Source organism: Photobacterium satsumensis, from assembly GCF_050336935.1.
Lineage (GTDB): Bacteria > Pseudomonadota > Gammaproteobacteria > Enterobacterales > Vibrionaceae > Photobacterium > Photobacterium satsumensis.
In genome coordinates, this window is record NZ_JAKJSK010000006.1 from 1,358,315 (window position 1) to 1,372,649 (window position 14,335).

A 14,335-nucleotide genomic window follows, 5' to 3' on the forward strand; every position below is an offset into this window, starting at 1 on the left:
CGGAGAGCAGTACCATGAAAAAACGCCACCCGTTAACGTTTTACATCCTGTGTTCATGCCAATTCTGGTGGGCGCTATCTTTCTATAGCCTATGGGCAATTTTGCCAGTGTTCTTAGGTGAAGAGTTGGGGATTGATCAGAAAACCTCATTCGCCACCTTCGGCGCTTTTGCAGCCCTCGGGGCTGCGATGCTGTTTGTCGGTGGTTGGCTAGCCGATAAAATCCTTGGGGCGAAGCGTACTTTGGTCTGGGGCTTCTTCTTCCAGGGCCTCGGTTATTTCATCATTGCTTACTCAGCAATTACAGCCCAACCGCACTTTGTGTTTGTCGGTTTGGGTACGGTGGCTGTCGGCCGCGGTATCGGTAGTGTTGCGCCTCCGACGATCATTGCCTCTGCCTATGACAAAAATGACCCACGCCTAGATGGTGCCTACACCTTGTTCTACATGGTCAACAACATCGGTGCCTTTGTCGCTCAACTTGGCGCGCCGATTATGGCATATAGCATTGGTTGGACATCGGCGTTTATCTTGTCGGGCGTCGGTATGGCTGTGAATGTGATCACTTACTTGTTGCTTCACAAGAAAATCAAGCAGGCAACCGAAGCCGACAAGCGAGCAATTCCGTTCAAGACGAACTCTTTGTTCCTATCAGGTGCACTAATCGCCGTTGCAACCGCCAGCTACTTACTAACCAATCTGCCATTGGCACAGTTTATGTTAGCGCTTGCTGCACTGGTCATTTTGTTCTTAATCACCAAGGAAATGAAAAAAGAGCAGCCAACCAGTCGTAAACGAATGATCGTGGGCTTGGTATTAATGGGGCAAGCCTTGGCGTTCTTCGTGTTATACAACCAAATGCCAACCTCACTGAACTTCTTTGCTATCAACAATGTTGAGGCAGAGATCTTCGGTATTGCCATCAATCCGGTTTCCTACCAGTCATTCAACCCACTATGGATCATTTTCCTCAGCCCTGTCCTGGCCCATATCTACACCACACTGGGCGAGAAAGGCAAAGACTTATCCATGCCGGGCAAATTTGCATTGGGAATGCTGATCTGTGCTGCCGCCTTTGGCTTGGCAGGATTCTCGCAATACTTCGGTGATGAAAAAGGCATGCTCAATCCATTCTGGATTGCCGCCCCTCACTTCCTATTCGCGATTGGTGAACTGTTGATTTCAGCCCTTGGTCTATCCGCCATTGCCAAATTGTTCCCAAGCCGTATCCGTGGCTTTATCTATGGCGCGTGGAACATGACCTTAGCACTGGCCTCCGTCGCTGGCGCTTGGGTGGCCGGGTTGTCGTCAACCGGTGAAGTAGAAATGACGCCGGTCGAGAGCTTAGCGTCTTACGGTAACTACTTCTACGCCTTGGCTATCGCCTCTACGGTTATTGGGTTGGTCTGTGTCTACCTTGCACCTCGACTCAACAAACTTATTGAGACTGATGTTAGCGAAGAAACAGCAACGAAAGACACGCAAACTGCGTAATCCTTTAATACGATGAAAAAAGCGAGGGTTCATCCCTCGCTTTGTTGATCCTGAGTTTGTTGTTTCAAAGCCTATAGCCAGTATTTTACGCCAGCTCTGCTGTAATCACGGTTCTCAATGCTTCAGTAATTGCATGAACATCGAAAAACACGACCTGAACTTGATTATCTGGCAACTTGATAAACCCGAGTGCCCCTTGGCGGCGCAATACATTCTCGTCAACCGATTCAATATCAATCACTTGGATACGCAGGCGAGTGGCACAGTTATCAATCTGCCCCTCAACAAGGTTGTCGAGCCCACCAAGCCCGTGCAGGATCTTATGCGCTTTGGCCGTTAAATTGCCTTTGTCATTAATCATGCTCTATTTCTCTCCCATCAAAAAAAGGCCAGCCGAATTTAGCTGGCACTAAAAGATCACGTAATTACCAAAGCTAATTACATAGACAACTGATAAGAAGCATCAATTTTCGTCTGACAGGTCTTAATTTCATTTTGGAAACGCTCTAGCCATTGCTTACCTTCGGCATCGGCATTTTTCGCCCAGCTATCAACCACTGGCTGGGTCGCTTTCTTGAATGCTTCTTTTTCTTCTGCAGATGGATTGTAGATCTTGCCGTTGGCTTTCTTAAACTCTTCGTACGAGGCATATTCGTTATGCTTCGGGTAAGACATCAAGTATTGCTGCTGGGCGTCAATAGCATCCAATACCACTTTCTTAAGCTCTGGCGACAATGACTTGAACTTCATGTCAGACATCAGCCAAGCACCACCCATGTACGCATGGCCATCCAAAGTTAGGTAATCCAAGCTTTCGTGGAAGCGGCTCTGGATAATATCGACGATACCGTTCTTGGTGCCTTCAACAACGCCGGTTGATAGCGCGGTATACACTTCAGGCCAAGCAATTGGTGTTGGTGAACCATCAAGTTCTTTAACCAAATCCTGCTGGACCTTAGCCGGTACCGTACGGATCTTCATACCGGTGACATCTTCAGGTGTTTTCACCGCTTTTTTGGTGGTTGCGAAGTTACGCCAGCCCCCCGAGTTGGCCACCATCATCAGGCGAACATTCGGTGCTTTCTTCAATACATTGCCACGGACATCAGAAATGAACTGGTCATTACCGTAAACACATTCTGCCACCCGGTCATTAGGCAGTAGGTATGGCAAGTCGAATGACTCAGCAGGCTTCCAGTAATAAGCAATTTCAGACACTGTTGTCGGGAAGTAATCAAACATCCCCGCCTGAACCCCGGCAATACACTCTTTACCTGAGCCACAAAGCTGGCCTGAACCATAAATTTTGACCGTCAACTCACCGTTCGAGCGAGTTTCCAGGTGGTTCTTAAATACCAACAGAGATTGGTGGTTATAGCTGTCTGGAGAAGTCAGGTGTACCACATTGAATTCAGTTGCCGCAAGCGCGGTGCCAGATGCCATAAGTGCTGCAGAGGTAGCTAATGTTAAAATTGTTTTTTTCATAATAGTTATACCGTTATGGATTTTTAGATGTTGTGTCTAAACACGTTAGGTTTTAATTCTTCTACATAATGCCGAACAGTTGCGGTAATCCGATCACCAACTGCGGGAAGCAAGAGACCAAGAAAATCAATGCCACCTCAACCAGTAGGAAAGGAATAATTTTCTTGGAAATTTCAGCTACCGAGACTTTGGATACGCCCGATGCCACGAACAGTACAAGCCCCATCGGTGGTGTCGCCAAGCCAATCGATAAGTTTGCACACATCACTACACCGAAGTGGACAGGGTCGATACCCGCACTGATCATGATTGGGGCGAAAATTGGCGCGAAGATCAGGATTGCCGGGCCCGCATCAAGGAACATACCGATAATGAACAACAGCACATTGATAATGGCGAACAAGATATAAGGGTTGTCCGTAATGCCATTCATGAATTCAGCCACCATGCTGGACACACCAGACAGGCTGATCAATGAAGCAAAGCCACTCGCAGCTGCGACGATAATCAGAATTGAAGCGGCGTTGACGGCAACCTTGGCGAACAAGGCATAGGTCGCTTTAACGTTTGTCGCGCGGATGATGTATAGCGAAACAACAATGGCGTAGGCAACCGCAACCGCTGCAGCTTCTGTTGGCGTAAAGATACCGCCGTAAATACCACCAAGGATAATCACCGGCGTCATCAATGGCAGAATCGCTAGTTTAAATGCCTGACGGCGCTCCATCGCCGGCGCTCGCTCCATTGGTTGAACCGCTGGGTACTTGCGGATCTGGTAGCGGTTCATGATCATCAAACCGATACAGAAGATGATCCCAGGTGTCACACCGGCCAAGAACATGGCTGCAACAGAGGTATTCATGACGAAGGCATAGATAAGCATGATGCCCGACGGCGGAATAATATTACCCAGTACCGTCGCTGCCGCTGTTAGGGCCGCCGAATAGCCCGCATCATACTTGTACTTCTTCATTTCTGGGATCAGCATGCCACCGATAGCGGACGTTGCTGCAACAGCTGAACCGGTAAGAGCACCAAAGATGGTTGCCGCCAGAATGACCACGTGTCCTAGGCCACCGCGCAGGTGCTGCACCATGGTTTGGGCAAAAGCAATGATACGCGGAGTGATGCCACCAGCGGTCATACATTCGCCAGCCAACATAAAGAATGGTAAGGCCAATAGTAGGAAGCTATCCAAACCAGAATAAAGGCGTTGGTAAAGCATATTGGCAAATAACATCTGTTCATTTTGGAACAGGGTAATAATAGGTGACAGGCCCAAGGTAAATAATACCGGTACACCAATAATAAGTAGTACTAAGAAATATAATAGGAAAATTGGAGAAACCATTTTCGCCTCCTTACGCCACAGGTTTCAATTCAAGTTGCTCGGTCGCATCTGAATCGTCTGTAGGTTTACCAGATTCCAGCTGTTCGGCTGTTTGGCTTGTTTTAGAAATATCTTCAAAATCACCGAAAATACCTCGGATAGATGCAATGCTTTTCTGTACGGCATAGAGCATAGTAACCGCCATCATCACGGGAGGCAGGATATACACGTAATACATCGGAATTGGCAGGCTATCAGCCATCACAGAACCCGTTTTGAAGAAGTTCCAACCGAAGTTAATCCATACTGAGAAAACCAGCATTGCTGCAATATGGCCTAATAAGATTAAAAAGGAATAAACGCGGGGTGCTTTTTTTTCTAATATTTCTGTCAGGAAAGTCATGGCTATATTTTTATCTGCTAAATATACAAACGGTAAACACAGATAAGTCATATAAATCATTAAGAACCGGGAAGATTCATCCGTCCAACTTAGTGGAATATTCAATACGTAGCGAAATAAAACCTGGGCAACAACAATGGCTGTCATTAATAAGAGTAATATTCCAGCGACATGACGCAACAGGCGTGATAACGGCGTTGTCACAACATTCAATGCTTTCTCAATAGTACGCAGCATAGAATCACCATCCAATGTGAATGAGGGCATAGTTATAATGAGTGCCAATAAAGGCACCCGATTTAAGTAGGGTTAAGTCAGCGATAGCGTTGCAGGGAATACCAATGCGCTTTTATCCATTTCACTGCTAGCTTGAACGCCACAACCTTGAAGCAAACCCTTCAGGTCACGCCCCAGGCTGATGCGAGCAAGACTCAAAGTAACGTTTGTTGGTTTCAGTGAAGACATTGTATATTCCTTTATTTCCAATCCATTCATGCTTTTCACAAATGACATGCAGTCCGATAAATTCGCTATATTGATAACTTAATTAGTGGCAGTAATCCGTGACGATTTTCACATACGGACAAAACATGTCATTTTAATGTACCTTATGTGCCAAAAACGGACACTTTATAAGATTTAAGCTTTACCATTTGAGCCAAACAAACGGATCTTGTGCTGTACCACTTCTTTCATGGCCGCGATACCGCTGTTCATAACATCAGCAAGAATGTAGTCTTTCTCGTTAGCACGCCAGTGAGCCTGAACCCCGTCAATAAAGCCTTGGCGCAGCTCAGTATCAACGTTGATCTTTGCCACACCACGTTTAACCGCTTCAATAACCTGGTCATCTGGCACACCCGAACCACCGTGCAGTACAATCGGCTTCTTCACGGCTTCTTTAATCTCAGACAAACGCTCAAATTTCAGCTCTGGTGTTGTTTTATAGACACCATGGGCCGTACCAATAGACACAGCCAGATAATCAACGCCAGTACGCTCAGAGAAGTCTAGGGCTTCTTCAACCGTTGTGATCATGGCATCTTTCTCATCAACGGTGATGTCATCTTCAGTACCGCCGATTTTGCCAATCTCACCCTCAGAGCCAAGGCCAAGTGCATTAGCAACGTCAACCACGGCTTTGGTAATACGTACGTTTTCTTCAAATGGCAGAGCAGAGCCATCAAACATCAGTGAGTTGAAGTGACAGCGAGCAGCTTCCATGGTCTGCTTGAACTGGCGACTGTGGTCTAAATGGATACAAACTGGCACTGTAATGTTGTGATGCTTCATCAGTGAATCAACAGCGTTTTTCAGTGGCTCCATGCCCATCTCGTTAATCGCTTTCTGGCCAATCTGGATCATGATTGGTGACTGTTCTTCTTCAGCAGCCAGCAGTACTGCTTTGATTGTTTCTAGGTTGTGTGCCGTGAAAGCGCCGATCGCATATCCGTTGTTCCACGCTTCCTGAATCATTGTTTTACCAGACATGTAAGCCATGTTGAGTGTTCCTCTTTGTTCACTTGTTTGTTCGTTGTTGTAAATAAAGTAACAGGCAGCTCGGTTCATTTCTGTTAGTTACGTATCACTTTCCAACAAGAAGATACAAAAACAGACATAAATAGACAAAAATGAGTGATAGAGCACATCTTCTTTCAATCAGGGGGAGAAAAGGCTAGGCAACGGTGCAGTAAGCTAAAACAAAAAAAAGATGACAGCCCGAAAGCCATCATCTTGATGCATAAAACGATAAGTCAGAGGGTCATCGTTTCAAGGCATTAGTCCATGTTCTGATCCAGCAAGCCATCAGCCAGAGCTGGTGCCAAACCTGGCGTCAGAGGTAGACGAGGGATCACCAGACAATGCATGAGGTGGTAGATATCTTGCTTGCCATCCCATACTTTGCTGGTTCCTGTCTGGTTATTGGTATCCAGCTCTTGCCACCAAGAACAACCTTCGTAATCAATCAGATAAGTGCGGCAGTAATCCCACCAGGTGCGGTAGTACTCTTGGTACTTCTCGTCACCAGTAACCGTGTATAGCGCGTAAGCCGTGCCAATCGCTTCTACTGGCGCCCAGCGAATACGTTCACGAACGACCGGTTTGCCGTCCCAATCGACAGAGTAAACAAAACCCGGCGCACCATCGACTGACCATGCATCACGCACAGTGGCATCAAACAGACCGATAGCATCTTCCAGCAGCCAGTCAGGACACTCTGCCCCGATTTCAAGCAATGTCGCGCGTAGGTGACAGATCAGACGGCCCCATTCGATCCAGTGACCAGGCGTACCCCCGTAAGCGCGGAAGTGGCTGGCTGGCGTTTCTTTGTTGTAGTCTGGTAGCGGGTTCCAGTTTGAGTCAAAATGCTCGTTGACACGGTAGTTCAGTAATTTTGCCGTCTTGTTGATCATAAACTCAGTGATATGTAGCGCACGATCCAGCCATTTCTTGTCTTTCGTTACATCGTAAACAATCAGGAATGCTTCAACTGAGTGCATCGCCGCATTACCACCACGGTAGTCTTCCGTCTCGGAGAAGGTCTCATCCCAAGACTCGAAACACATCTGCTTTTCTTCACACCAGAAATGGTTTTCATACACATTGATCGCTTCATCTAACAACGCCTGAGCACGCGGGTGGCCTGTTGTCACCGCACTGGCTGCGCCAAGCAGTACGAAACAGTGCTGGTAACCCTGCTTGGATGCATCAACAATACCTTCACCTTCATTATCGATAGTCGCGTACCAACCACCGTGAGCGTTATCTTTCAGAGGACCTTCCAATGCCGCGATACCGTGCTCAACCAGATCGTAAGCACCAGGACGGCCCATCAAAGCTGCCAGGGAGTAGCAGTGCAGCATGCGCGCTGTGATCCACAGGCGAGTGCCCATCTCTTCACGAATGTTGCCGTTGTTACCAACCCAGCCAAAACCGTTTGGTACGACCGATTTTCTGCCGAATTCAAAGATTCGATCGGTTTCTGTTTCTAGCCAAGCGTTATGAGATCGGGTATTAATCCATTTCATGAAGTGTTTCCTCGTTATTTTCTTTTGCTACTGAAGTTATCAGGCAGTAGCGTTTAATTCTGTTAGTTATCTATCAATTTTCGACAAAAACAATCAAAAACTGACATTCTTGAGCACTAGCACACAGCCGATGACCAAAAGCAGGCCGTGTACAATATGGTGATAGTTGATCTTATATTTCTGTAGGAAGTGGTAACCCACCATGCCACCGGTCATTCCCACTAAAAATGCCGGCATCGCAGAGACGACGAAGCTGTTTACATCTGGGGTAAAGAGCCCTTCATTCCAAAAGCTCGCAATCGCACCAATCATCTGCAGCATGAAAAAGAACACCAGCGTTGATTTGGCCTGATCCGCCGTCCAAGGCTGCATGGATGTGTACGCAATCACTGGCGGCCCAGCTTCGCCCACACTGGCCCCCAATACGCCAGAGGCAAACCCTGTTCCAACAGTGACAGGTACTGAAGTCTTTGAAAAAGCAGGTTTTGCACTTCGCATCGAATGGATACTCGATGCAATCAATACGATCCCCATGGTGATGAGAATGTATTGCGACGGTAGACTTGCTAGCAGCTTGGCACCGATAAAAGACGCGGGTAATGAACCAGCAACCAAAATCAAGCCCGCTTTGTATTGAATGGAATGGCGCATTTTCCAAACAATCGGAAAGGTCACTAACCAACCAAAAATACCGGCAATCGGCACTGCCATTTTTGCATCCACTACCATAGAAAGCAGCGGGACAGACACAAGGGCCAAACCAAACCCGGTCAAGCCTTGCGTAAAGCCTCCTAATGCAATGATCAGGGAGACCAAAACAACGGTCATATCCATATTTAATTCCTGATTAGGGGCGACTTCCGCCCCTACAACGTTGTAGGCAGATGTATTACTTCACGGAGAAACTTTATTTCACGGAGAAGCGGTGAACGGTTTTCTCTTCAAAGACTTCACCAGGGTTTAAACGCACATTAGGGAAATGCGGTTGGTTTGGGCTGTCTGGGAAATGCTGAGTTTCAAGACACATCCCGTCGAACGACTCATACTTGTAGCCATTGCGGCCAAACCAAGGTTTATTCGATAACTTGGCCCCGTTGTAGAACTGCACACCCGGTTGGGTAGTGAGCACCGTCATCACACGACCAGTGAGTGGCTCATAGAGCTCTGCAGCATAGGCATATTCACCGAGCTTGCGCTTTTGGTTGATCACAAGGTTATGATCGAAAGCCCTACCGGGCATTTTCTCTTTGTTACCGCGAATTTCCTTTGGCAAGGTGAAATCAAGCCCCGTTCCTTTAACGGCAAGAATTTCGCCTGTCGGGATCATACTTTCGTTTACCGGCGTATAGAAATCGGCGTAGAGCGTCAACTCATGGCCATCGACTAAACCTGAATCATGCCCACCAAGGTTGTAGTAACTATGGTTAACCAAGTTAACTACCGTCGGCTTATCCGTGGTCGCTTTGAAGTTAAAATGCAGCTGGTTTAGCTCATCCAAACCTATGGTATGCGTCACTTGCAATGTACCGCCGTACCCTGATTCACCATCCGGTGAAACGCGACTAAAGTGAAGATAAATCGCTTCTTTTTGCTCTTCTACTGCAAAGTCCCAGACATATTTGTCAAATCCTCTGCTACCGCCATGAAGGTGCTGTGCCGTTGGCAACTCATTGATATCCAATTGGAATACCTCACCGTCCAACTCGTAGCGGCCATCTTTGATCCTATTGGCAAATCGCCCTGCGATAGCACCGAAGAATGGATGTCCCTCCAAATATCTATCAAGACTCTCATAGCCCAACACCACATCATCAAGCTGACCGTCACGATCTGGTGTTTCTAACGATGTGACAATACAGCCGTAGTTGGTCACTTGGACTTTCATGCCTTGGTTATTTTCGAGGGTGAACAGCTTGACGGGTTGCGATTGACCTTCAACTTCACCCCAGTTTTCACTGGATAGTTTCACGTTATTGTCCTTGGTTATTATTTGATTTTTGCTTCCAAGCCCGATGTCACGCGTAATTGCTCAAACACTGAAGTCCAGTCTTGGCGTCCACGGCCAGCAGCACGTGTAATACTGTATAGTTCGCGAGATGCCGCACCACATGGCATTGGCACATTGACTTGATTTGCCAAATCCAGTGCAATCCCCAAGTCTTTATGGGCAAGGTCAACCATAAAGGCAGGTGATAAGTCGCCTGCCAGTACTTTGCCCGGCCATGTGGTTGTAAAGTGACCTTTGCCTGCAGGCGTACCACTCATCACTTCCAGCGCGGTTTCAAACTCAAGGCCAATCGCTTCAGACAAAGTCGCTGCTTCTGCAGAGAGTGCGTTCAGCGCAATACTCATGTAGTTGTTGATGATCTTGACTCGGATTCCCTTACCCGCGCCGCCTGCATCAACGGTCTCTGACCCCATGCAGTCAAACAACGGCTGAGCACGTTCAATTTGTGCTTTGGTACCTCCTGCAAGGATAAGCAACTCCCCTTTCACTGCATGGTCTGACGTACGGCCTACCGGCGCTTCCATCATCGAGAAGCCTTTCTCGCTCATCTGTTTGATTAGCGCATCGGTTTCAAATGGGTGGATAGTCGACATATCAATAAGCAGAGCATTCTTGTCTAGGGACTCAGTAATACCAGACTCACCAAACAGCACGTTTTTAACCAATGCGCCATTTGGCAGCATGGTAATAACAAACTCGGCATCAAGCGCCGCTTCAGCAGGAGATGAAGCGGCTGTTGCACCTTGCTCTACAAGTGCTTCTACAGCTGATGTGTTGATGTCGAAAACACGCAGCGAGTGATCGCCCTTGATCAGATTCAGCGCCATCGGGCTGCCCATTTGTCCTAAACCGATAAAACCAATTGTTGCCATCTTTTACCCTTACTCTCGCTGTTGATTTGCAATCAATATAAACATTAAGAAACAAAACAACCACAACAAATGTCACATTTTGTTGTTTTTTGTCTATTTGAGTTGTTTTGTGATTACAATCCCAGTCATTATGTCAATAATGGATATACTGTAGATATAAGGATGCACTTCGTGAGCGCATCACCAATAACGTCAGACGACTGATTCAAATAAGAGAACAACTATGACTATTGCGTGTTTAGGAATTACGGTACTTGATAGGATCCAGCGAGTGGACAGCCTGCCAACCCAAGGTGGGAAATATGTCGCCAAAGACTACTTCGAGGTAGGCGGAGGTCCTGCCGCAACAGCCGCTGTTGCGGTAGCAAAGCTTGGCCATGACGTTGATTTTATTGGCCGTGTTGGCCAAGATGCTATCGCTGACACTATGCTAACCGAACTAGCGGGTTACAGTGTTAATGTTGATAAAGTTGTAAAGATTGCGGGCGCTTCATCCGCGTTTTCTGCAGTACTTGTCGATGACGAAGGCGAGCGAATGATCATCAACTATCAAGATACGTCTTTAAAACGTGATACAAAACCACTTGAATTAATTGATTTTTCTATCTATAAGACAGTACTCACAGATGTAAGATGGGTAGAAGGGGCAAAATACGCCCTAGAGCAGGCCAAAAAATACAACATACCTTCAGTATTGGACGCTGATCTCACCCCGGAGGCCATCGATGATCTGGTCAAACTGGCCGACCATGTGGCATTCTCTGAACCGGGCCTTGAAAAATTCACTGGAAGCCGTGATCCAATAGAAGGGCTCAAAATCGCTCAGAAACAGACAAAAGGCAAAGTTTATGTGACAGTCGGCTCAAAAGGCTGTTATTGGTTCGAGAACGAAGAACTCTGCCATCAGCCCGGTGTCAAAGTCGACGTTGTTGATACTACCGGTGCGGGTGATGTCTTTCACGGCGCATTAGCAGTGGCTGTGGCTGAAGCGAGGCCTGCTCGTGAATCGGTTATCTTCTCCAACACTGTCGCCGCGTTAAAATGCACAAAACGCGGTGGTCGTGAAGGCATTCCGTCAAGATCGGAAGTGGATAGCCAACTACATAATAAATAATAGCGGTAAACATAAGCGGTAAAGGGTTTAAAGTGACGAATCCAAGACAAGATAAACTGATAAAACTCGTAATTGACAAGGGCTATTACACCGTAGAAGAGCTTGCTGAAAAGCTTGACGTATCTACACAGACTATTCGCAGGGATATCAAAAAGCTCAGCGAAGAGCGCCTAGTGATCCGTCACCATGGTGGAGCAAGCTCTCCGGCCAGCAAAACCAACCTGGATTACGAAATCCGCAAGGTATCAGCCACAGAGCAAAAGCATGCCATCGGCAGAGCTATTGCTGAGATGATCCCTGATGGCTCCACCGTGTTCATTACTATCGGCACCACAGCCGAAGTCATTGCCAGCCACCTAGCGGATAAGAAAAATCTTCAGGTCATTACCAATAGCCTGCGTGTTGCCAACGTTTTGCATAACAACAAAAGCATTGATGTGCTTATTCCAAGCGGCAAGATAAAAGCGTTCAACGGTGGTATCGTAGGTACCGAAGCATTGGATTTCATCTCGCATTTCCGCTTCGATTATCTAATCACCAGTGCGGCTTCGATGGATGTAGACGGGACATTGCTGGAATACGATTTGAACGAGACGGTGATCACCCAGACAGTAATGAAATCAGCCCGTCATGTCATCATCGCACTGGACTCGTCAAAATTCATTCCCAAAGGTTCAATTGAGCTTGGCCATATTAAAGAGGCAACCTACCTCTTTACCGATCACCCCCTAGAGCCCAACCTTGAAAATGTGGCTAAACAGGGTGATACAGACATCAAAGTCTGTGAGCCGGCCTTAGCACACTAAGATTCAATAGATTGAATATGATCAAGCGAGAGGTATACCTCTCGCTTTTTTAGGCCTAAGCCCAACCGTTACGAAAGCTATTGTGCCGCGCTAAACAAGCTCTTCGGCCAAGCAAGCCGGACATTTTTTAACCGGCCTAACCGTCAACTTACTCCAACCTTTCCGCCACAATGCAGGCTCTGTTTTCGACAGCAGGATTCCCATGAACAATGGGACCAACAAGAGCATAGACTGCAGTGCAATACCACTGTTATTGACCACAGCAGAAATCAACAAGGCCACGATTGGGAAAATCAAAAAACATAATGAGGCAGTGAATGGCGTCGACACCTGATTCAATTTAAAGTAAGCCACAATCCCCCCTACGCTGGCTACAGCGCCCAAAAAGCCGACAGCGACCAAGGATGATAAGGCAAACTCAGACATATCGGCAATTTCAACCGATCCTGAGACGAGTAGCAAAAGAACAGAAGCCAATAAGCAAGGGATAGCATTGTAGGTCAATACCGGAATATCTTTACAGTGTTTCTGCACCATGACATACATCATTGCATGGATAATCACCGCGACTGACAAAGCGCCCATTCCAATGGCATAGCTTGTTCCCCCTATTGCCATCTCATTGAGAAGAATCCAACTCAAGCTCATGACCGCCACTAGCAAACCCACTAACTGGTGCGGTGCTAACTTGAGTCGCAAGAACACAAAAGAGGCTAACATAACGGCGATAGGCATATTGGCAAAAATAATCGCTGCTAGTCCAGATGAGATATATTGCTCACCAAATATCATCAAGGTAAAGGGAAGCGCAAAGTAAAATACAGCGACAACCGGCATCCAGTGACCACGCCCCTTTGGAAATAACAGCGGCTGTTTGAAATACTTGGCAAGTACGACCAGCAATGGGGCCGCAATCAGAAAACGTAACCCTGTTGCCATGATCGGCGGAATCGTTTTTACTGCGACCTCCATCGCAAACCAGGTTGTCCCCCAGATTAAACACACAGATAAAAACAGCATGGGTACGCTATATTTCGTTTTCATTATCAATCCTAGAAATTATGAGCGCCACTGGCATTCACTTGCCAAATAACTTTTAACTCAGTCACTTAGGTAAAACACATCCTTTGAAGTGCCTAATCTAATGCGAAATAGGTAAACCACTGTCTAGCAACGTAAGCCAACGTAAATCGGTGAGACTTACTGTCAGTTTCAGCTCAAGATCATAGTTTGATGAACAAAGTTTGATGATCAAAAAAGCCGCACAACAATCGCTGTACGGCTACACTCACCCGTTGCCTTTACGTCGGAAGCGTTATAAAAACTTACCGCTCACCCTGCACCTCAAAGTGATCGCTTACCAGACGTGCCTTACCATCGGCTTGCACCATCCAATGCTCGCGGTGAACCACACCAAAGGCTTTGTTCATGGTCCATGACGCCGTCAAAATATAACCGTTATCCCCCTCGGCTTCCCAACGGACATCACTGTAATCAACATCTGCAAAGCCCTGATCGATAATATTCTGCCAGAAAGCCTGAATAGCCTCGCGACCTTCGAACACTCCAAACGGCGTGGCTTCCATCACACACTCATCAGTATATTGCGCAGCACACCCTGCGGCATCTTGTTGGTTGAACGCCTGCTGCCATGCTGCGATACCCGCTTTACAACGCGCTAATGTGTCCATTTCGATTCCTTATTCTTATTGCTAATCAAGTTGCCCTAAGTGTAGGCCCTCTATTAACATAGAAAAACAAACCTATACGAATTGACTGTTCTGTTTTTATTAAC

At 46.9% G+C, this 14,335-nt stretch carries 15 protein-coding genes; 3 read left to right on the forward strand and 12 right to left on the reverse strand.

Translation table 11 applies throughout. The annotated features are described in order from the left end of the window. Positions 1-14 precede the first annotated feature (14 nt). Positions 15-1,493, forward strand: coding sequence for an oligopeptide:H+ symporter (locus L4D79_RS06335; protein ID WP_428648870.1), 1,479 nt, complete (start codon positions 15-17; stop codon positions 1,491-1,493). Between the two features lie 85 nt (positions 1,494-1,578). On the opposite strand, the gene L4D79_RS06340 is transcribed toward L4D79_RS06335, so the two are convergent. The 10 genes from L4D79_RS06340 to yihU form a co-directional block, all read right to left on the reverse strand. After that, a complete protein-coding gene (locus L4D79_RS06340) occupies positions 1,579-1,854 on the reverse strand; it encodes a PTS sugar transporter subunit IIB (protein WP_428648873.1) in 276 nt (91 codons plus the stop codon). Positions 1,855-1,931: 77 nt separating this feature from the next. Further along, positions 1,932-2,978, reverse strand: a complete 1,047-nt coding sequence (locus L4D79_RS06345; RefSeq protein WP_428648876.1) for a TRAP transporter substrate-binding protein — start codon at positions 2,976-2,978, stop codon at positions 1,932-1,934. 61 nt (positions 2,979-3,039) lie between these two features. After that, positions 3,040-4,329: a TRAP transporter large permease gene (locus L4D79_RS06350; RefSeq protein WP_428648879.1), complete on the reverse strand. Its 1,290-nt coding sequence runs from the start codon at positions 4,327-4,329 to the stop codon at positions 3,040-3,042. Positions 4,330-4,339: 10 nt separating this feature from the next. Beyond that, complete coding sequence (locus tag L4D79_RS06355; RefSeq protein WP_428648882.1) at positions 4,340-4,948, reverse strand: TRAP transporter small permease; 609 nt, start codon at positions 4,946-4,948, stop codon at positions 4,340-4,342. 72 nt (positions 4,949-5,020) lie between these two features. Further along, the gene (locus tag L4D79_RS06360) at positions 5,021-5,176 is read right to left on the reverse strand and encodes a hypothetical protein (RefSeq protein ID WP_428648884.1); all 156 of its coding nucleotides are present in this window, start codon (positions 5,174-5,176) and stop codon (positions 5,021-5,023) included. A 174-nt stretch (positions 5,177-5,350) separates the two neighbouring features. Then, complete coding sequence (locus tag L4D79_RS06365; protein WP_428648887.1) at positions 5,351-6,211, reverse strand: class II fructose-bisphosphate aldolase; 861 nt, start codon at positions 6,209-6,211, stop codon at positions 5,351-5,353. A gap of 278 nt (positions 6,212-6,489) precedes the next feature. Continuing rightward, a complete protein-coding gene (locus tag L4D79_RS06370) occupies positions 6,490-7,740 on the reverse strand; it encodes an AGE family epimerase/isomerase (RefSeq protein WP_428648890.1) in 1,251 nt (416 codons plus the stop codon). 93 nt (positions 7,741-7,833) lie between these two features. Further along, positions 7,834-8,574, reverse strand: coding sequence for a sulfite exporter TauE/SafE family protein (locus tag L4D79_RS06375; protein ID WP_428648892.1), 741 nt, complete (start codon positions 8,572-8,574; stop codon positions 7,834-7,836). A 73-nt stretch (positions 8,575-8,647) separates the two neighbouring features. After that, positions 8,648-9,709 carry an aldose epimerase family protein gene (locus L4D79_RS06380; RefSeq protein WP_428648895.1) on the reverse strand — a complete coding sequence of 354 codons (1,062 nt, stop codon included), beginning with the start codon at positions 9,707-9,709 and terminating at the stop codon, positions 8,648-8,650. Positions 9,710-9,726: 17 nt separating this feature from the next. After that, on the reverse strand, positions 9,727-10,620 hold the full coding sequence (gene yihU / locus L4D79_RS06385) for a sulfolactaldehyde 3-reductase (RefSeq protein ID WP_428648898.1): 894 nt from the start codon (positions 10,618-10,620) through the stop codon (positions 9,727-9,729). 223 nt (positions 10,621-10,843) lie between these two features. Here yihU and L4D79_RS06390 point away from each other — a divergent pair, with 223 nt between their 5' ends. Continuing rightward, positions 10,844-11,734 carry a PfkB family carbohydrate kinase gene (locus tag L4D79_RS06390; RefSeq protein ID WP_428648900.1) on the forward strand — a complete coding sequence of 297 codons (891 nt, stop codon included), beginning with the start codon at positions 10,844-10,846 and terminating at the stop codon, positions 11,732-11,734. Between the two features lie 32 nt (positions 11,735-11,766). Next, positions 11,767-12,540 carry a DeoR/GlpR family DNA-binding transcription regulator gene (locus L4D79_RS06395; protein WP_428648903.1) on the forward strand — a complete coding sequence of 258 codons (774 nt, stop codon included), beginning with the start codon at positions 11,767-11,769 and terminating at the stop codon, positions 12,538-12,540. Positions 12,541-12,630: 90 nt separating this feature from the next. Here the strand turns inward: L4D79_RS06395 and L4D79_RS06400 are convergent, their stop codons facing one another. Both L4D79_RS06400 and L4D79_RS06405 read right to left on the reverse strand, forming a co-directional pair. Further along, a complete protein-coding gene (locus L4D79_RS06400; RefSeq protein ID WP_428648905.1) occupies positions 12,631-13,584 on the reverse strand; it encodes a DMT family transporter in 954 nt (317 codons plus the stop codon). Positions 13,585-13,865: 281 nt separating this feature from the next. Next, the gene (locus L4D79_RS06405; protein ID WP_428648908.1) at positions 13,866-14,231 is read right to left on the reverse strand and encodes a YybH family protein; all 366 of its coding nucleotides are present in this window, start codon (positions 14,229-14,231) and stop codon (positions 13,866-13,868) included. Positions 14,232-14,335: the final 104 nt, after the last annotated feature.

Coding starts and splice junctions, on each gene's coding strand:
- L4D79_RS06335 (WP_428648870.1), top strand. CDS start 15: ATGAAAAAACGCCACCCGTTAACGTTTTACATCCTGTGTTCATGCCAA.
- L4D79_RS06340 (WP_428648873.1), bottom strand. CDS start 1,854: ATGATTAATGACAAAGGCAATTTAACGGCCAAAGCGCATAAGATCCTG.
- L4D79_RS06345 (WP_428648876.1), bottom strand. CDS start 2,978: ATGAAAAAAACAATTTTAACATTAGCTACCTCTGCAGCACTTATGGCA.
- L4D79_RS06350 (WP_428648879.1), bottom strand. CDS start 4,329: ATGGTTTCTCCAATTTTCCTATTATATTTCTTAGTACTACTTATTATT.
- L4D79_RS06355 (WP_428648882.1), bottom strand. CDS start 4,948: ATGCTGCGTACTATTGAGAAAGCATTGAATGTTGTGACAACGCCGTTA.
- L4D79_RS06360 (WP_428648884.1), bottom strand. CDS start 5,176: ATGTCTTCACTGAAACCAACAAACGTTACTTTGAGTCTTGCTCGCATC.
- L4D79_RS06365 (WP_428648887.1), bottom strand. CDS start 6,211: ATGGCTTACATGTCTGGTAAAACAATGATTCAGGAAGCGTGGAACAAC.
- L4D79_RS06370 (WP_428648890.1), bottom strand. CDS start 7,740: ATGAAATGGATTAATACCCGATCTCATAACGCTTGGCTAGAAACAGAA.
- L4D79_RS06375 (WP_428648892.1), bottom strand. CDS start 8,574: ATGGATATGACCGTTGTTTTGGTCTCCCTGATCATTGCATTAGGAGGC.
- yihU (WP_428648898.1), bottom strand. CDS start 10,620: ATGGCAACAATTGGTTTTATCGGTTTAGGACAAATGGGCAGCCCGATG.
- L4D79_RS06390 (WP_428648900.1), top strand. CDS start 10,844: ATGACTATTGCGTGTTTAGGAATTACGGTACTTGATAGGATCCAGCGA.
- L4D79_RS06400 (WP_428648905.1), bottom strand. CDS start 13,584: ATGAAAACGAAATATAGCGTACCCATGCTGTTTTTATCTGTGTGTTTA.
- L4D79_RS06405 (WP_428648908.1), bottom strand. CDS start 14,231: ATGGACACATTAGCGCGTTGTAAAGCGGGTATCGCAGCATGGCAGCAG.